The organism is Candidatus Poriferisocius sp., from assembly GCF_965208475.1.
Taxonomy (GTDB): Bacteria; Actinomycetota; Acidimicrobiia; order Acidimicrobiales; family Bin134; genus Poriferisocius.
The window spans coordinates 490,703-508,986 of record NZ_OZ242338.1 but is presented as its reverse complement, the minus strand read 5'-3'; the positions used below and the strand labels follow the sequence as shown (position 1 = coordinate 508,986).

At 66.0% G+C, this 18,284-nt stretch carries 12 protein-coding genes; 5 read left to right on the top strand and 7 right to left on the bottom strand.

What is annotated here, in order from left to right; all coding sequences use genetic code 11:
• Positions 1-18: 18 nt before the first annotated feature.
• The 6 genes from ACOGXA_RS02395 to ACOGXA_RS02370 form a co-directional block, all read right to left on the bottom strand.
• Positions 19-1,038 (bottom strand): DNA-processing protein DprA, encoded by a 1,020-nt coding sequence (locus tag ACOGXA_RS02395; RefSeq protein ID WP_419925687.1) that lies wholly within the window; start codon positions 1,036-1,038, stop codon positions 19-21.
• Positions 1,031-3,109 (bottom strand): RecQ family ATP-dependent DNA helicase, encoded by a 2,079-nt coding sequence (locus ACOGXA_RS02390; RefSeq protein WP_419925686.1) that lies wholly within the window; start codon positions 3,107-3,109, stop codon positions 1,031-1,033. Before ACOGXA_RS02390 ends, ACOGXA_RS02395 begins: the two co-directional genes overlap by 8 nt.
• An 18-nt stretch (positions 3,110-3,127) precedes the next feature.
• Positions 3,128-3,301: an alpha-ketoglutarate-dependent dioxygenase AlkB gene (locus ACOGXA_RS02385; RefSeq protein ID WP_419925685.1), complete on the bottom strand. Its 174-nt coding sequence runs from the start codon at positions 3,299-3,301 to the stop codon at positions 3,128-3,130.
• A 53-nt stretch (positions 3,302-3,354) separates the two neighbouring features.
• A complete protein-coding gene (locus tag ACOGXA_RS02380; RefSeq protein ID WP_419925684.1) occupies positions 3,355-3,897 on the bottom strand; it encodes a J domain-containing protein in 543 nt (180 codons plus the stop codon).
• Between the two features lie 28 nt (positions 3,898-3,925).
• Positions 3,926-4,714: an alpha/beta fold hydrolase gene (locus ACOGXA_RS02375; protein ID WP_419925683.1), complete on the bottom strand. Its 789-nt coding sequence runs from the start codon at positions 4,712-4,714 to the stop codon at positions 3,926-3,928.
• A gap of 103 nt (positions 4,715-4,817) precedes the next feature.
• The gene (locus tag ACOGXA_RS02370) at positions 4,818-6,914 is read right to left on the bottom strand and encodes a sodium-translocating pyrophosphatase (RefSeq protein WP_419925682.1); all 2,097 of its coding nucleotides are present in this window, start codon (positions 6,912-6,914) and stop codon (positions 4,818-4,820) included.
• Positions 6,915-7,083: 169 nt separating this feature from the next.
• Here ACOGXA_RS02370 and ACOGXA_RS02365 point away from each other — a divergent pair, with 169 nt between their 5' ends.
• From ACOGXA_RS02365 to ACOGXA_RS02350, 4 genes are all read left to right on the top strand, one after another.
• On the top strand, positions 7,084-7,689 hold the full coding sequence (locus ACOGXA_RS02365; protein WP_419925681.1) for a 5-formyltetrahydrofolate cyclo-ligase: 606 nt from the start codon (positions 7,084-7,086) through the stop codon (positions 7,687-7,689).
• Between the two features lie 132 nt (positions 7,690-7,821).
• Positions 7,822-9,165, top strand: a complete 1,344-nt coding sequence (gene trkA, locus ACOGXA_RS02360) for a Trk system potassium transporter TrkA (RefSeq protein ID WP_419925680.1) — start codon at positions 7,822-7,824, stop codon at positions 9,163-9,165.
• 66 nt (positions 9,166-9,231) lie between these two features.
• The gene (locus ACOGXA_RS02355; protein WP_419925679.1) at positions 9,232-10,536 is read left to right on the top strand and encodes a TrkH family potassium uptake protein; all 1,305 of its coding nucleotides are present in this window, start codon (positions 9,232-9,234) and stop codon (positions 10,534-10,536) included.
• A gap of 10 nt (positions 10,537-10,546) precedes the next feature.
• Complete coding sequence (locus tag ACOGXA_RS02350; RefSeq protein WP_419925678.1) at positions 10,547-12,127, top strand: TrkH family potassium uptake protein; 1,581 nt, start codon at positions 10,547-10,549, stop codon at positions 12,125-12,127.
• Between the two features lie 94 nt (positions 12,128-12,221).
• Here ACOGXA_RS02350 and ACOGXA_RS02345 read toward each other — a convergent pair whose 3' ends face one another.
• Positions 12,222-13,484: a M18 family aminopeptidase gene (locus ACOGXA_RS02345; protein ID WP_419925677.1), complete on the bottom strand. Its 1,263-nt coding sequence runs from the start codon at positions 13,482-13,484 to the stop codon at positions 12,222-12,224.
• A 166-nt stretch (positions 13,485-13,650) separates the two neighbouring features.
• Here ACOGXA_RS02345 and gltB point away from each other — a divergent pair, with 166 nt between their 5' ends.
• Complete coding sequence (gene gltB, locus ACOGXA_RS02340; RefSeq protein ID WP_419925676.1) at positions 13,651-18,270, top strand: glutamate synthase large subunit; 4,620 nt, start codon at positions 13,651-13,653, stop codon at positions 18,268-18,270.
• The last annotated feature ends 14 nt before the right edge of the window (positions 18,271-18,284 follow it).

Genomic DNA, 18,284 nt, shown 5'->3' with positions numbered 1-18,284 from the left:
AACCCCGGTCTCAGGCGTCTATGCCGAGTTCCTGGGAAATGGGAGCTGTGCCTCTTCTGGGATCGAGGCTTGATCCACAGTCAGGCTCGGATCGCTTTGAGCGTCAATGAGCAAGGTCTCGAGGTCGCTTAGCGAGTCGATGGGCCTCGCCCCCAATTGCTCTAGGCCTGCATTACCCGGCCCTTCACCTAGACCTCTCCAAACGGCGACCGGGCCAAAGCCATGCCTGAGCGCTTCGACCGCTCCAACCCAAGTGCCGCCTGACTTCTTGTCGCTAGCCACGACCAGCGTGACCAGGGATCCGGCGTAGATGAGTTTGTTCCTACCCATGGCCCGGCCCGCGGTGAAGTGGGCATCTGGTCCATAGGGGGTGCACAACAGGACATGCTCGCCGAGTATGGCGCGCCGGGTATCTGGGCGCTTGATCTGTCGTTCCATCGAATCGGCCAAAAAACCGACCACAGTGCCGTCTGTACCTGTCTCACCAAGGGCCGCGTTCATGGCAAGGCGATCAACCCCGCGGGCACCTCCTGACACCACGGGATATCCCAGCCGGGAGGCCAGTTGGGCAGCGCCTTTAGCCACTTCGGCACCTTCATCATTGACATCCCTGCTTCCCACCACACCCAGACCCGGGCGGTTCAGCAGTTCAAGCCGACCTACGGCGTGCATTACCACAGGTGCCTTATCTCTTAGCCGGTACCGAAATTGGCACGGGTACTCCTCATCATATGGAGTGAGGGTTTGGATGCCCGACTGCTTCAAGCGGTCGACCTCAAAGGCCAGCGCGATAGCTCGATCAAAGAGGGCAGTGATCCGGCAAGCCATTTCGTTGGCAATTCCGTGCTTCTTGCATAGTGTCTCTGGAGGTGCTTCTAGGAGAGCGCTCGGTGAGCCGGCCAGTACGGGGTGCTGCCAGTACTCGGCGGAGGTAAGCGGCTTGATGCCTTCTGAAGCCAGTCTGCTGGAGAGCAGCAGCGCAGCGAGGGAGTCCTGGCTTGCTGTGCTGCCGCACTCGATTCGTCCAAGCTCAGTCACGTGCAGACCTTCCTGACGTATCGGCCATGGCGAACGGAAACACCGGTCCGATTCCGGCGCTTCGCAGCAGAGATGTGATCACGGTGAAGGTCCATCGGGAATCCACAATGTCGTCCACAAGCAGCACGGGACCAAGAGGGGTCTCTGGGACGACCCTGAAAGCATCTTTGATGTTTACGTATTGCTGGGCGCTGTTCTGCATGTGCTTCTGCGGCTGAGTGTCGTGGATCTTGACAACCGCATCATGGCACGGAATGGCCAGCTTCTGGGCGATGCGTCGGGCGAAACCTCGGACAAGTTCGGGATGTCTGAGGGAGGGAACATAGGTCACCCAGGTGGGTGCGGGATCAGGTCTCCAGCGTTCGCTGATCAGGCCTGCTGAAGCCTCGACCAGTTCTTCGTCAAAGTGTCCTTCGGCTTTGCCGCTTTGAATGAGCTCTCCCCACCCACCATCACCCCAAAGGGCAAGCACGCGCCCAGGTTCGCAGAGGTGGTCTTTCGGAATCCTGCCATCGCCAGGGATCTGCTTTCGGGGCTCAAGCGTAAGTTCTGTCCCTCGAAGAAAGTCCACTGCGGCCTGAACTGCATGGGTGCTCACCGAGAGCTCTCTGTGGTCTGCAAGACAGTTGTCGCAGATTCCACAGGGATGAGCCTGTGAGTCGTCCAAATACGACCTAAGCAGCTCCATTCGGCACTGGTCAGCCCTCGCGTATTCCGCCATCTGTGCCTGTTCTTCCCGCCGCAGTGCAGTTACCGCCTCTACCCGCTCGCTGTCGTAGCTCCAAGGTTGAAGCGTCCGCTGCCAGCCAGAGTCGACACGCTCAATGGCACTGTCGACTTCAAGGATCTTCAGGAGCCGTTCAAGCCGCGAACGCCGAATGTTCACCTCCCGCTCGATATCAGAGAGCTTCATGGGCACTGCCGTTTGCTCGAGCAGGCCGACAATCTTGTGAGCCTGGTCAGCGGTAGGGAACGCCGTGTTAACAAAAAAGCTTTGAATATCAGCATCCTCGTAACCCTGGAGAAGGATGCCCCACGACTCGGCTAGCGCCCGCCCGGCCCGCCCTACCTGCTGGTAGTAGGCGATGGGGGAGCCCGGTGCCTGATAGTGGATGACGAATGATAGGTCGGGTTTGTCGAATCCCATCCCTAGCGCGGAAGTCGCCGCGACGACCTTCTTCTGGTTGCTCAGGAGCTGCTGTTCGGCTTCCAATCGGTGGTCATTGTCTGAACCTCCTGTGTAGGCGACCGCGTTAATCCCCTGGGAGATAAGCCAGGAAGCGACTCGCTCGGCATCTCGGACCGTGAGGCAATAGACGATGCCAGTTCCGGGGAGCCTGGGGATCGTCTCCGCCAGCCACGCCAGTCGCTTCTGCTGGGGGGCTGGTGCAAAGACACGCAGTTGCAACCCATCACGACCAAGGGGCCCTCGAATGGGCACCAATTCGGTTCCAAGCTGTTCGGCAACGTCGTCCACGACCCGGTTATTGGCCGTCGCGGTGCAGCCCAACACGGGAATTCCATGGGGGAGCAGGTCTAAGACTCCCTTGATCCGCCGGTAGTCGGGACGAAAGTCGTGTCCCCAGTCGGAAATGCAGTGGACTTCGTCGACCACCAGCAGGCCGCCACGCTGGGTTAGCGATGGTAGGTGGGCACTTCGGAATTCCCGGTTGGCCAGCCGTTCTGGCGAGATCAAAAGAACATCGATCTGGTCAGAAGCGATTTTGGCGTAGACCCCATCCCATTCCTCTTGGTTTGAACTATTGATGGTTGCCGCCCGCACTCCCATGCGCCGTGCGGCCTCGATCTGGTTCCGCATCAGCGCCAGCAGGGGAGATACCAACAGAGTGGGGCCAGCGCCGCGGTCTCGCAGGAGGCGAGTGGCAATGAAATAGACCGCGCTCTTTCCCCAACCAGTTCGCTGAACCAAGAGCACCCTTTTCCGCCGCAAGACCAGTTGTTCAATGGCTTCCAACTGTCCGGGGCGAAAGGCAGACGACTGATTGGCCGTCAGCGCTCGCAGGCAAAGTTGGGCTTCAGCGGCAAAATTCTCTGCTTGCTGGTTGGACATTTTCGGAGACTCCCTCTGTCAGTCGTCGTGGCGGAAGGTGAGGCTTAGGCGGGGAGCAGTGGGACGGGAGAGCATGGGGACGGCGTGCTCAAAGCGGTGCTGGCAGGTGCCACCCATCACCTGGAGGTCGCCGGAGCCGAGTACGAAGGCGATGCCATCGCAGGGCCGGGGTGACACGAGTGCATCCGACATGGGCCAATTACCCTATGAACGGTCAGTGACAGTTTGGCTGGAGTTGATTGGGCTCAGATCGACGTCTCGCGGACCAGGCGGACCAAGCTGGCGACGACTCGCCCAATGGGGGGTGCTTGCCCGCTGGCCAGCGGGTCGAGGGTGAACTCCACCTGGGTGTCGAATTGGCGCGAGCCGGGTACTGAGGTCGACTGCACGGTGGCGGCCAATTGGCACACCACTCCATTGTCAGCGGTGAACGTGACTTGGACCATGCCTGCGGCGGGGTCGATGTAGCTGACCTCGCCCAAGTCGTGGCCTGCTTCGACCAACCGGGCAAATACATCTCCGGCTGGCAAGTGAAGAACCAGGCTATCGTCGGTATTCGCTTCGGCAGGCGTATCCGGCTTGGGTGGCGACGACTTGGACGGGCCCGGCGGAGGTGTGCCAGCCCGCTGGAGCCAGTGGTAGGCCTCGGTGATGCGGGCGGCCGCCGTGGTGCTGCCCCCGGCATCGGGGTGGGCCTGGCGGATCAGCGCCCGGTAGGCCCGGTTGATGTCGTCGGGGTGAGCGCCCTTTTCCAGCCCCAGCGTCTTGAGCGCCCGATCCCGGTCCACGCCACCACGGTAGAGCGAAACGAAGCTCTCAGTCTTCGGTGAGGAAATCCAAGATGGCGGGGTAGGCGGTGGGGTCTTGCACCATGAAGATGTGGCCGCCGTCGAAAGCGGCGAGGCGGGCGTTGGGGATGCGGTCGCGCAGGAGCTCGCTGTTGCGCATAGGGGCGATGCCGTCGTGGATGCCGGCGCACACCAGCGTGGGCACGTCTATCTCGCCGAGGCGGTCGACCACGTCGTGGCCTCGGCGGGCCTCGAGCTGGCCGAGCGCGCCGGGGGTGTTGAGCGGCAGGGCGGGGCCGTCGGGGCGGGCGGTGGTCACGAACGCCTCCACGCCGGGGGGCAGCGGTCCGCCCCGCTCATAGCGGGTGTCCATGACCTCCAGCGCCACCTCGGCTCGCTCGTCGGGTTCGAGATCGGCCAGGGTGTGCAGCGGCCATGAGCTGTAGTCGGGGCCGCCCGGCGAGGTGCAGTTGAGCACCAGTTTGCTGATACGGCCCGGATGGAGCACGGCCATGTTCATGCCCACCATCCCGCCGAAGCTGGTGCCCACCACCGGCGCCGAGTCCCAGCCCAGAAAGTCCATAAAGCCAACCGCGTCGGCGGCGTAGTCGGCCATGGTCCACGGCAGCGGCGGCGTGGAGGTCTGGCCCAGGCCCCGCTGGTCGTAGTGGGCCACGGTGAAGGCCCCATTGAGAGGGTTCAGGTCGGGGGCGGTCATGCGCAGGTCGCCCCCGCTGCCGCTGATGTTGAGCAACGGCGACCCCGAACCGTGCAGTTCGAAGTACAGGTCGAGGTCGCGGACTTTGGCTATAGGCATCGTCTTATGTTGCCACGGCCCTCGGCCAGCAGGAGGATCAGACGAAAGCCGAGGCAAACACCATCTGCGACCTAGTGGTGGCAATGGCGAAGCGCCGCGGGGTCTAGACGAATGCCGAGGCGAACACCAGCGACACGATGGTCATGACTTTGATGAGGATGTTCATGGACGGCCCGGAGGTGTCCTTGAACGGGTCGCCCACGGTGTCGCCCACCACGGCAGCTTTGTGGGGCTCCGAGCCCTTGCCGCCGTGGGCGCCGGCCTCGATGTACTTCTTGGCGTTGTCCCACGCGCCGCCGGCGTTGGCCATGAAGATGGCCAGGGCGAAACCAGTCACCAGAGCACCGGCCAAAAAGCCGCCCAGCGTGTCCACGTCGATGAAACCGATAACGAGCGGCACAGCCACGGCCAAGGCGCCGGGCACCAACATCTCCCTCAGGGAGGCCTGGGTGGAGATGGCCACACAACGGGCCGAGTCGGGGTTGACCCCTTCAGCGCCCTCTCTCAGGCCGGGAATCTCCCGGAACTGGCGGCGTACCTCTTCGATCATCTTGTTGGCCGCCCGGCCCACCGCGTCGATGGTCAGGGCCGCGAACAAGAACGGAAGCATCGCCCCCAGGAACAGGCCGATGAATACGTCCACCTGACCCACATCCAGCGAAAGAACGAAATTGGGATCCTCTAGCCGAAGGGCCACTTCGAAGGTCTTGAACAGGGCCAGAGCGGTCAGGGCCGCAGAGCCCACCGCGAATCCCTTGGCGATGGCGGCGGTGGTGTTGCCCAGCGAGTCGAGGGCGTCGGTCACCTCCCGCACCTTGGGGTCGAGCTCGGCCATTTCGGCAATGCCGCCAGCATTGTCGGCTATGGGGCCGTAAGCGTCCACCGAAACGACCACGCCGGTGGTGGCCAGCATGCCGATGGCGGCCACCGCGATGCCGTAGATGCCCGCGGCAGAGGTGTCGCCCAGCGTCTGCTGGCCGCCCCAGTAGGCCACCAGCACCCCGGCGCCGATGAGGATCACCGAAGCGGCCACCGACACCATGCCCGCGCTGATGCCCGACAGCACCGTGGTGGCCGGGCCGGTCTCGGATTGCTGGGCGATCTTCTTGACCGGGGCGTAGTGATCGCTGGTCCAGATCTCGGCCACCTTGCCGATGGCCCAGCCCACCGCCAGTCCCCCGATTACGGAAATGGGCAGGCCCCACCAGCCGTCGAAATCATCTCCGGTGAAGAACCACAGCCCGATCAAGATGGTGCCGACGACGGTGAGGCCCATGGCCACGTTGGTGCCCATGTGGAGCTGGCGCGACAGGCTCTTCACGTCGGCGCGGGCGCTGCCCCGCACCGCGAAGGAGCCGATTATGGCGGCAAGCATCCCCACAAACGCCACCGCCAGCGGGAACATGAGCTGGGCCAGGCCGATATCGCTGCCGGTGGCCTCGCCCCCGGCCACCGCGAAAGAAAAGGCAGTAAGGGCGATGGGGGCGATGATCGAGCCGCTGTAGCTCTCGAACAGGTCGGCGCCCATCCCGGCCACGTCGCCCACGTTGTCGCCCACGTTGTCGGCGATGGTCGCCGGGTTGCGGGGGTCGTCCTCGGGGATGCCGGCCTCGACCTTGCCCACCAGGTCGGCGCCCACGTCGGCGGCCTTGGTGTAGATGCCGCCGCCCACTCGGGAGAACAGGGCAATGGAACTGGCCCCCAGTCCGAAGGCGGTGAATATCTCAAACGGGTCGTCCACGCTGAGCCACTCCACAAACAACAGGTAGGTGAAGGCCAGGCCCAGAAGGCTCAGCCCGGCCACGGAGAAGCCCATGACCGCGCCGCCCCGGAAGGCCAGCGGCAGGGCTTTGGCCGGCCCCTCGGTAGCGGCTTGGGTGGTGCGGGCGTTGGCCATGGTGGCCACCGTCATGCCCACGTACCCGGCGCCGGCCGAGAGCACCGCGCCCAGGATGTAGCTGATGAAGGTGAGCTCCACCCCGGTGAGCACGGGAATGAGGATTGCCATTATCACCACAAACCCGGCCACCCAGGTGTACTCCTGCTTGAGAAAGGCCCGGGCCCCGGCCTGGATCTCATTCATGAGATAGACCATCCGGTCGTTGCCCGGCGGGGCGGACTTCACGAGCCTGTAGAAGAGATAAGCGAGTGCGAGCGCCAAGATCGCGCTCAGTCCGGCAAGATACGGAACGGCGTCCACATTGACCCCCTGTGTGTCTGGTGAGGTGGAACCTTCACCGTGTTGAGACGGCGCGATCGGCGCCGCCCCGGTATGAGCTGACTAGGCGAAGTTAGCCATCGGCAATATGCCCTGCCAAGGTTGCCATTTGGGATGACAGATTTCGCGGCACTGGCGGTAATCTGGATCGGTGGTCAGCCTCAGCCGGTTGCGGACTGAAGCCCGGGAGGCCCGGCGCTCGTTTCCCGATCCCCAGGGTGCGGCGCGAGCGGTGTGCAACGCGGTGACGTCGCTTGGCTGGCTGGACGGTGTGCAGCGGGTGGCGGCCTCGGTGACCGACGACGGCGAACTCGACCCGGCGCCGCTGGTAACCGCCTGCCGCGTTCGGGGAATAGACGTGTACTTGCCGGTTCTGCGCGACCCCGCTCCCATGCAGTTCGCCCCCGCGGGCCCCGACACCCCCATGGTGCACAATCGCTATGGGATTCCCGAGCCCGCCCTCGGCGCCCATGAGCTGGTCTCGGCCCGGGAGTTGGATGTGGTGCTGGCCCCGCTTGTGGTGTTCGACGCCGCCGGCCGCCGGGCCGGCCGGGGCCAGGGGTATTACGACCGAGCGCTGGCCTTCTTGCTGAACGGCCCCCGTCCGGCGAAACCGCTGGTAGTGGGGCTGGCCTTCGAGTCTCAGATGGTGGATGCGGTGCCTTCCCATCCCGGCGACGTGACCATGGACGCGGTGGTCACCGAGCAACGGGTGAGGGTGTTCAGCTCTGCTCTGTCTCGCCGATCCCGGATTTGATGGTCGGCGAAGCACAAGTGGAGTCAGCAACACTGCTCCTGATGCCCCGCCAGTCCCGGATTTAATGGTCGGCGAAGCCCTCGACCGTCGGGATTGCTCGCACCCACCCGGATTTTCAGCAAGGATGAAGCAGTGCGCATAGTGGTAGTGGGTGCCGGCGAAGTGGGCTCCTACGTCGCTCAGATACTGAGCGAGGCGGGAAACACGGTGTCGGTGGTGGAGGTAAACGCCAAGAAACTGCACAACTTGGCTGAAGAACTGGACGTGTTGGCTGTCGAGGGGAGCGGCACCCACCCCCACATTCTCCGCGAGGCGGGCATCCGCAAGGCCGACCTGCTGGTGGCCGTCACCGCCCACGACGAGGTGAACCTGGTGGCCTGCTTGCTGGCCAAGCAGCACGGGGTGGAGCGCACCATCGCCCGCATCCAGGCCCGCAACCTGCGGGAGAAGGATGCCCAGGAGCTGCGGGAGGCAATGCAGGCCGACACCATCATCGACCCCGACGAGGAGACTGCCCACGAGATTTTGGACCTGTTGTCGTATCCGGGGGCTACCGACGTGACCGTGATGGCCGAGGGCGAGGTGGTGGTGGTGGGGGCCAAGCTCACCGCCGACGCGCCCTGGGCCAACCGCCGGCTGGCCGACATCGCCGAGGAATACGAGCCTGACTGGAATTTCCTGGTGGCGGTGCTCACCCGCAAGGGCGAGACCCAGATACCCCGGGCCGACACCACCTTGACGCCCGGCGACCTTCTGCGGGTGGTTTGCAAGCGGCGAGCCCGGCGCACACTGCTCCCGCTGCTGGGCCTGGCGCCGGGCACCCACCGCCGGGTGATGCTTCTGGGCGGGGGTCGGACGGCGGAGATCGTGGGCCGTCGCCTGGCGGAGCGCCACGCCGAGGTGGTTCTCATCGAGCGCAGTCTGGAGCGGGCCCAAGAGCTCAGCGAAGACTTGGACGGCGTCCTGGTTATCCACGGCGACATCACCGACGCCGAGCTCCTGGAGTCTGAGGGCGTCGGCAGCTTCGACGCGGTTATCGCCCTCACCGGCAAGGACGACGCCAATATCTTGGCCTGCCTGTACGCCAAGTCGATGGGGGCCAGCGAAACCATCGCCGTGCTCCACAACCTGGCACTGCGCACGCTGTTGCGGGATGTGGGGATCGACGTGGCCCTATCGCCCCGCACGGCCAGCGCCAACGGCGTGCTGCGCTATGTGCGGGGCGAGGTGGCCCAGGTGGCCACCTACCTGTCGGGCGACTTCGAGATCATCGAAGCAGAAGTGAAGCAGGGCTCCCCGGCCGACGGCGCGGAGGTCAAGGAAATGGGCTTGCCCAAAGACGTACTCATCGGCGCATACGTGCGCGACGGCAAGGCCCAGATCGGCCGAGGCCGCAGCGAGCTCCGAGGCCGCGACCACATAGTGGTTTTCGCCCGCCCGGACACCGTCGACGAAGTGAAGCGCTTCTTCGGGTGAGATCCATGACCCTTGCCCGTCCCGACACGGTGGACGAAGTGAAGCGCCTGTTCGGGTGAGCCCCCCATGAGCGACCCGTTGCGGGTTCGCTTCCCCTGGCATCGCTCCGCGGTCAGGGTCCTGACCACCGTGGTGGCCACTGCGGCCGCCTTGGTGGTGGTCTCAGCCATTGTCTATCTGGCCTCCGGAGAGGTGGGCCGCGCCGACGATGCCCTCTTCGAGTCTGTGGCCGGGTTCACCACCACATCGCTCACCGTGTTAGACCCCGAGGCGCTGCCTGCCTGGCTTTTGTCGTGGCGGGCCACCACCCAGTGGCTGGGGGGCGCAGGCGCTTTGGCGTTCGCGCTGGTGGTGGTGCCCACATTCGGAGGCCAGCGGCGGCTGAGCGAGGTGGCTGAGGGGCGGGGGAGACGGGCGGTGCTGTCGAGCACATGGTCGCACACCACCCGCCGGGTGGCGCTGGCCTATGTGGGGTTCACCGCGGCGGTGATCGCGGCCTACGCCGCAGCCGGCATGGGCCCGTTCGATGCCGCAACCTTCGGGCTGGCCACCGCCTCTACCGGCGGGTTCGCCAACTACCGGGACTCGTTCGCCCACTTCGACTCGGCGGCTGTCGAGTGGGTGGGAGCTTGGGCGATGGGGCTGGCCGGCATGTCGGTGGCCGCGCTGGTGTGGTTGGCGCGGGGACAGGTCAGGGCGCTGTGGCGATCGACGGAGTTGAAGGTCTATGCCGCATTGACGCTGGTGTCGACAACGCTTGTGGCCGCCTGGACCTGGCGAGACGCCGGCGGGGGCGCCGACACCATCCGACAGTCGTTCTTCACCGTCACGTCGGCCATGAGCACCACCGGTTTCCGGGTTACCGACTGGGGCGGCTGGGTGACGGCGCCCCAGACCCTGCTGCTTCTGCTCATCGGGGTGGGGTCGATGGCCGGCTCGGCCGGGGGCGGTTTCCGGCTGCTCCGAGTCATCCAGATCTTGGGCATCGTGCGGCGGGAGTTGGTGTTGCAACTGCATCCTCGGGCGGTGGTGCCGGTGAAGGTGTCGGGGGCGGTGGTGTCGGCAGGGTCGCTCACCCGGGTACACAACTTCCAGATTCTGTGGGTGCTGGCCGCGGCGGTGGGGGTTTTCGGCATCGCCTCGCTGGGAGGCGATCTGCCCACCGCGATGTCGGGTTCGATCTCCGCGCTGGCCACCGCAGGGCCCGGGCTGGGCGAACTGTCGGGGTTTGCCGACGCCACCGCGCTGGCCGCCCCGGCCCGGGCGGTGCTGATGGCGCTGATGTTCCTCGGACGGCTGTCGATCTACCCGGTAGTGGTGGTGGTCGGCTGGGGCGTGGGCGGGGTTCAGCGGATGAGGCTGAGACAATGAGTGCTCGGCTATGACCTCTGCGCTGGCCAGGACCCGGCGAGCGAGGATGACCGCCAAGCGGGCTGTACACCGGCTGCTAGCGGATCGGCCTTGGACCGTCACCAGTCGGGTGGGGTTCGTGGTGGGGCTAGGCCTGTTATTCCTGGTGCCGGGGATGCTCTTCTCCACCCTGGTGGAGTGGGGGTCGTCGACGTCGGACAACGAGGTGGCCCTGGGTTTGGGGGCGCTGGTGACGCTGGCCGCGGGAATGCTGTTGGTGGCCTTTACCCGTCTCGACCAGGACATGCCTCCGGCCTCGGTGTTCGCGGCGGTGGCATGGACGTGGATCGGCTCGTCGTTTTTCGCCGCTTTGCCGCTGTGGTTCTCCGGGGAGCTGGGCAGCTTCGACAACGCCCTTTTCGAAGCGGTGTCGGGCATCACTGCCACCGGCGCCACGGTACTGAGTCCCATTGAGGGGACGGGCCGGGGCGTGCTCATGTGGCGCCAGATCATGCAGTGGTACGGCGGCATGGGCATGGTAGTGCTGGCGGTGACCATTCTGCCGTTCTTGGGCGTCGGCGGGCTGAGCCTTATCACCGCGGAGGCTCCTGGGCCTACCTCGGACCGACTGGCGCCCCGCGTGAGCTCCACTGCCCGGCGGCTGTGGGCGCTCTACGGCGGCATCACCGTGGCGGTGGCGGCAGCCCTGATGATCGCCAGACTCAGCCTGTACGACGCGGTGGCCCACGCCTTCACCATCGCCGGCACCGGGGGCTTCTCGCCATACGACAGCTCCGTCGGCCACTTCGACAGCATGGCGGTGGAGGCCGTGATTATCGTCGGAATGCTGGTGTGCGGGGTGAGCTTCACCCTTCACTGGCGGGCCGTGTCGGGCAATCCCCGGGCTTATGGGAGGTCTTCGGAGTTCCGCACCTATCTCTTGGTAATCGCGGTGGCTACGGTCTCTACATCACTGCTCAATTGGGTGAACGACCTGACCGATTTGTCCAACAGCTTCCGCAACGGGATCTTCTCCGCGGTCGCTCTGAGCACCAGCAGCGGTTTCGGCAACGCCTCCGACGCCAATCCGGGGGGTGATTTCGCGGCTTGGACGCCGGGTGCTCAAGCCCTGTTGCTGCCGTTGATGGTGATGGGGGGCATGACGGGGAGCACCGCCGGAGGGCTGAAGGTGCTGCGAGCCCAGGTGATGGCAAAGTACATGCGGGTGGGGCTGTTGCGGGTGAAGCACCCTCAGGTAGTGGCCAGGGTCAAGCTGGGTCAAGCGGCAGTATCCGAGCCGGTGCTTCAGCGGGTGGCGGGTCTGGTGGCCCTCTACGCGTTGTCCGCGCTGGCGGCCACCATGGTGCTGGCCGCGCTGGGCCATGACCTGATCACCTCCTCGTCGGCGGCCATCAGCGCGTTGAGCAACATGGGACCGGCTCTGGGCGAAGCCGGGCCGACGTCTAATTTCCTGGTCTTCACCCGTCCGGCCCGAGGGGTTGTGATGGCGCTCATGCTCATCGGCCGCCTGGAGTTCTTTGCCGTCTTCTTAGTAGTGGTGTCGGCCTACGAGCGGGCCCGGCGGGTTTCTCGAGTGAAGCTACGACGCTGAGGAGAGGCCGACAGTTCCAGCACTGTGGTCTTGCCCGATTGCCCCGGGTGAGGCTGCGGCGCTGAGGGCCTGGCCGGGGCCAGTCGGGGGAAGATCAAGAAGCGCTGCGGAGAAAAGCGCCCAGGGCCAGCGCGAAGTCGACCGGGTCTTGAACGCCGCACATCTCGCGGGCCGAGTGCATGGAGAGCTGGGGGATGCCGGCGTCGATGGTGGTGACCCCGGTGGTGGCGGCGGCAAACGGCCCGATGGTGCTCCCGCAGGGCATGTCGCCGCGATGGATGTACACCTGTTGGGCAACCTCGGCCTGCTGGCAGGCGGCGGAGAACACGGCCTCGCCCACCGCATCGGTGGCGTAGCGCAGGTTGGCGTTGCGCTTGATCACCGGGCCGCCGCCGATGGTGACGGGATGGTCGGGCTCGTGGCGCTCGGCAAAGTTGGGGTGGGTGGCGTGGGCGCCGTTGGCCGACACGCACAGCGATTTGGCCAGAGCGGGGTGCAGGGCCTGGCGGCTGCCGGCTATCCGCTCCAGCACCCCGGGCAACAGGGTGGACATAGCCCCCTGGGGCGAGGTGCTGCCCACCTCCTCGTGGTCGAACAGGCACAGCACCGCGCTGGGGACGGCATCGGCCGGGGCGGCCAGCATTGCTTGGAGCCCCGCCCAGCACGACGCCTGGTTGTCGATGCGGGGGGCGAATAGGAACTCGCCGTTTATGCCGCCGATTGTGGGGGGAGCGAGATCGTGGAGCATGGCGTCCCAGGCCATAACCTCCATGGGGTCAAGCCCGGCGGCTTGGGCAACCACCTCGGCGAACTCGCCAACCGCGCGCGGGCCGAGTCCCCACAGCGGCACCAAATGGGTTTGGGGGTTGAGCAGCAGACCCTTCTGGTTCACCTCCCGGTCGAGGTGGATGGCGAGTTGGGGCACCCGGAGCACGGGCTGGTTGATGCAGAACAGCCGGGTGCCCTCTGTGGTGGCCACCCGGCCGGCCACCCCGAGGTCGCGGTCGAGCCAGCTGTTCAAAAGCGCACCGCCGTATACCTCTACCCCCAGTTGGCGGAATCCGGCCGTGCCGATGTCGGGCCGGGGAGTGACCCGCAGGTTGGGGCTGTCGGTGTGGGCGCCGATGATGCGGAAGCCCGCCTCGCAAGTGCGGTGGCGCCATGCCACCAGACTGCCGCCCCGGCACAGGTATCGGCACCCGGAGGCGTCGGACCAGTCGGCGGCCTCGTCCATCGGGGTGAATCCGGCCTCCGCCAGCAAGGCGGCAGCCCGCTCCACCACATGAAAGGGCGTCGGACAGGCGTCGATAAAGGAAATGAGCCCGGCTACGCCGACATTTTGGCTATCTCCAGCCACTCCAACCTCATCTTCAACAGGCGAATTCACCCTGCAATCATGCACCTCTACCCCCTGCGGCACGCAACAGACTTGGTAGGGCGGCAGGCTCCGGCAGTAAAATTATGGCCCTGCCGCTGGCCAATGTCGTCTAAGCGCGCACCCCAAACACGCTGGAAAGGACGCGATGAGGAACCGGCCGCAGATTCCCGATCTGCCACCCCTCCAGGGCCTCTACGACCCTCGAAACGAGCACGATGGATGCGGGGTCGGGTTTCTGGTGGATCTGAATGGCCGGGCGCGCCACGAGATCGTCTCCGGTGGCTTCGGCGCCCTGTGCAACCTCCAGCACCGGGGGGCGCTGGGCGCAGAGGTGAACACCGGCGACGGGGCGGGCCTGCTGATCCAGGTGCCCGACGACTTCTACCGCCAGATGTGCGACTTCGATCTGCCCCCGGCGGGCCACTACGCCACCGGCATCGGGTTTCTGCCCGATGCCCCCGATGCTGCGGCCGGGGCCCGGGTGGCCATGGACCAGATCGCGGTTGAGGAGGGGCTAACTCCTTTGGGGTGGCGGCAGGTGCCCACCTGTCCCGATGATCTGGGGGCCGGCGCGCTGGCCACCATGCCGTCGTTCTGGCAGCCGTTCTACACCGGCGACGGCCTCGACGCCGACGGGCTCATGCGGCGGGCCTACATCGTTCGCACCCGCATCCGCAACGAGGTGACCTACGAGACCGATGATCAGGCCGACACCGGCGCGCTGGGGTCCAAGGCCCGCAAGCTGACCTACGGCTACTTCGCCAGCCTCTCCAATCGGACCATCGTCTACAAGGGGATGCTCACCACCCCGCAGCTCGGCGAGTTCTACGCCGATTTGAGCGACACCCGGGTGACCAGCGCCCTGGCCATGATCCACTCCCGCTTCTCCACCAACACCTTCCCGTCGTGGTCGCTGGCCCATCCCTACCGCTTCATCTCCCACAACGGCGAGATAAACACCGTGCAGGGCAACCGCAACTGGATGCGGACCCGGGAGGCCCTGCTGGACTCGCCCCATCTGCCCGGCGACTTGGAGCGGCTGTTCCCGGTGTGCGCCGAGGGGGTGAGCGACACCGCGAGCTTCGACCAAGTGCTGGAGCTCCTGTACATGGGGGGCTACTCGCTGCCCCATGCGGTGCTCATGATGATCCCCGAGCCGTGGGAGAACCACGAGTCGATGCCACCGGAGCTGCGGGCCTTCTACCGCTACTACGCCTCGCTGATGGAGCCGTGGGACGGCCCGGCCGACATCGTGTTCAGCGACGGCACCCTGATCGGAGCGGTGCTCGACCGCAACGGCCTGCGCCCCTCCCGCTACTGGGTGACCGACGACGATCTGGTGATCATGGCCTCTGAGGTGGGGGTGATGGACGTCGACCCGGCCGCCATCGTGGAGAAGGGCCGCCTGCAACCGGGCCGGATGTTCTTGATCGACACCTCCGAGGGCCGGATCGTGCGCGATGCCGAGATCAAGGCAAAGCTGGCCTCAGCCCACCCCTACGGCCAGTGGCTGGCCGACAACCAGGTCGATCTGGACGATCTGGCCGAGCGTCCCCTGCCCGAGCCCGAGGACACTCCGCTGCTGGTGCGCCAGAAGATGTTCGGCTACACCCACGAGGAGCTGAAAATGCTTCTGGCCCCCATGGCCCGAGATGGAAAGGAAGCTCTGGGCTCGATGGGCACCGACACGCCGGTGGCCGTTCTGTCCAATAGGTCCCGCCTGCTGTATGACTACTTCCAGCAGCTTTTCGCCCAGGTGACCAACCCGCCGCTGGACGCCATCCGAGAGGAGATCATCACGGCCACCTGCGGCTGGCTGGGCCCCGAGGGCAACCTGCTGGATCCCCGGCCCGAATCGTGCCGCCAGATCTTTACCCCCCACCCGGTGATCACCGACCAGCACCTGGCCAACCTGGTGGAGGTGGACGGGCCCGGCGGCCACGACCACTGGCACGCCGAGGTGGTCCCGTGCCTGTACGCGGCGAACGACGGCGGGCCGGGGCTGCGTCTGGCCATCCAGCGCATCCGCGAGCAGGTGAGCCGGGCTATCGAGGCGGGCAAGAACATCATCGTGCTGTCGGATCGGGGCGCCGGCCCCGACTCGGCCCCGATCCCGTCGCTTCTGGCCACCGCCTCGGTACACCATCATCTGGTCCGAGAGAAGACCCGCACCCGGGTGGGGGTGGTGGTGGAGACCGGCGATGCCCGCGAGGTACACCACATCTGCCTGCTGCTGGCCTACGGGGCCACCGCCGTCAACCCGTATCTGGCGTTCGAGACCATCGACCAGATGATCGACGAGGGGCTCTGCGGCTTCTCGCCCAACGACGACAAGGCCCTGGCCCACCGCAACTACATCAAGGCCTGCGACAAGGGCGTGCTCAAAGTCATGTCCAAGATGGGCATCTCCACGGTGAAGTCGTACGTGGGAGCGCAGATCTTCGAGGCCATCGGCTTGGGGCACCCGATCATCGGTGAGTGCTTCACAGGCACGGTCAGCCGCCTCGGCGGCATCGGCTTTCCGCAGCTTGCCGAAGAGGTCAGGCTGCGGCACCGCATCGCCTTCCCCGAGAACCCCGACGAGCGGGCCCACCGCACCCTGGAAGGGGGAGGGGAGTACCAGTGGCGACGGGAGGGCGAGTACCACCTGTTCAACCCCGAGACGGTGTTCAAGCTCCAGCACGCCACTCACCAGCGCCGCTACGACATCTTCAAGCAGTACACCGAGAAGGTGGACGCCCAGTCGGAGCGCCTGGCCACCCTGCGGGGGCTGTTCCGGTTCCGCACCGGGGAGCGGGCGCCGATCCCCATCGAGGAGGTGGAGCCGGTGTCGGCCATCGTCACCCGGTTCTCCACGGGGGCCATGTCGTACGGATCGATCTCGGCCGAGGCCCACGAGACCCTGGCCATCGCCATGAACCGCATCGGCGGCAAGTCGAACACCGGCGAGGGGGGCGAGGATCCTCGCCGCTATGCGCCCGACGCCAACGGCGACCTGCGCCGGTCGGCCATCAAGCAGGCCGCCTCGGGACGGTTCGGGGTGACCAGCGAATACCTGGTGAACAGCGACGACATCCAGATCAAGATGGCCCAGGGGGCCAAGCCGGGAGAGGGCGGACAGCTTCCCGGCCACAAGGTGTGGCCGTGGATCGCCGAGGTCCGCTATTCCACCCCCGGCGTGGGACTCATCTCCCCGCCGCCCCACCACGACATCTACTCCATCGAGGATCTGGCCCAGCTCATCCACGACCTGAAGAACGCCAATCCCACCGCCCGCATCCACGTGAAGCTGGTGTCGGAGTTGGGAGTGGGCACGGTGGCCGCCGGGGTTTCCAAGGCCCATGCCGATGTGGTGCTCATCTCAGGCCACGACGGCGGCACCGGGGCCTCGCCGCTCACCTCCATCAAGCACGCCGGCACCCCCTGGGAGCTGGGCTTGGCCGAGACCCAGCAGACGCTGCTGTTGAACCGGCTCCGAGACCGGATCGTGGTGCAGACCGACGGCCAGCTGAAGACCGGCCGCGACGTGATGATCGCCGCGCTGTTGGGCGCCGAGGAGTTCGGATTCGCCACCGCCCCGCTGGTGGTGATGGGGTGCGTGATGATGCGGGTCTGCCACCTGGACACCTGCCCGGTGGGGGTGGCCACCCAGGATCCCGAGCTTCGCAAGAAGTTCACCGGCCAGCCCGAGTTCGTCATCAACTTCATGGAGTACATCGCCGAAGAGGTGCGGGAGATCCTGGCCATGCTCGGCTTCCGAACCCTGGCCGAGGCCATAGGGCAGGTGGAGTGCCTCGACATGAGCGACGCGGTGGACCACTGGAAGGCGTCGGGGCTCGACCTGTCGCCCATCTTGTACGCCCCCGATATCGACCCCGATGCCAGCCGGCACTGCACCCAGCCCCAGGATCACGGCCTCGACCGGGCGCTCGACCAGCAGCTCATCGCCATGGCCGAAGCCGCCTTGGAGGACGGGCACCCGGTGGAGATCGACCTGCCCATCGGCAACGTGAACCGCACGGTGGGCACCATGCTGGGCTTCAACGTGACCGCCAAGTGGGGGGCCGGCGGCCTGCCCGACGACACCATCCGCATCAACTTCACCGGGTCGGCCGGCAACAGCTTCGGGGCGTTTCTGCCCCGGGGCATCACCATGAAGCTCACCGGAGACGCCAACGACTACGTGGGCAAGGGCCTGTCGGGCGGGCGCATCGTCGTTACCACCTTCCCCCAGGCCCGGTTCGCGCCCGAGGAGAACGTGATCGCCGGCAACGTGATCGGCTACGGCGCCACTAGCGGCGAACTGTTCTTGCGGGGGCTGGTGGGGGAGCGGTTCTGCGTCCGCAACTCCGGGGCCGTCGCGGTTGTGGAGGGTGTGGGCGATCACGGCTGCGAGTACATGACCGGGGGGCGGGCGGTGGTGCTCGGCCCCACCGGGCGCAATTTCGGCGCGGGCATGTCGGGGGGCGTCGCTTTTGTGTACGACCCCGACGGTGTGTTCCCCCCCAAGGTGAACGGGGAGATGGTGGACCTAGAGACCCTGGACGACAGCGACCGGGAGTGGCTGAGAGACCGCATCAGCCTGCACATGGTGAACACCAACTCGACGGTGGCCGAGCGCATCCTGGCCAACTGGGCCACCGAAGCCGACCAGTTCGTGAAGGTGATGCCCAAGGACTACAAGCGGGTGCTGAGTGCGGTGGCCGAGGCCGAGCGAACCGGGACCGACGCCGGAGCAGCCATCATGGCGGCCGCCCATGGGTAGGCAGCATTCGAAGA

Excerpts from the sequence above, each read along its gene's own strand:
- ACOGXA_RS02390 (WP_419925686.1), bottom strand. The coding sequence starts at position 3,109 with ATGTCCAACCAGCAAGCAGAGAATTTTGCCGCTGAAGCCCAACTTTGC.
- ACOGXA_RS02385 (WP_419925685.1), bottom strand. The coding sequence starts at position 3,301 with ATGTCGGATGCACTCGTGTCACCCCGGCCCTGCGATGGCATCGCCTTC.
- ACOGXA_RS02375 (WP_419925683.1), bottom strand. The coding sequence starts at position 4,714 with ATGCCTATAGCCAAAGTCCGCGACCTCGACCTGTACTTCGAACTGCAC.
- ACOGXA_RS02355 (WP_419925679.1), top strand. The coding sequence starts at position 9,232 with ATGAGCGACCCGTTGCGGGTTCGCTTCCCCTGGCATCGCTCCGCGGTC.
- ACOGXA_RS02350 (WP_419925678.1), top strand. The coding sequence starts at position 10,547 with ATGACCTCTGCGCTGGCCAGGACCCGGCGAGCGAGGATGACCGCCAAG.
- gltB (WP_419925676.1), top strand. The coding sequence starts at position 13,651 with ATGAGGAACCGGCCGCAGATTCCCGATCTGCCACCCCTCCAGGGCCTC.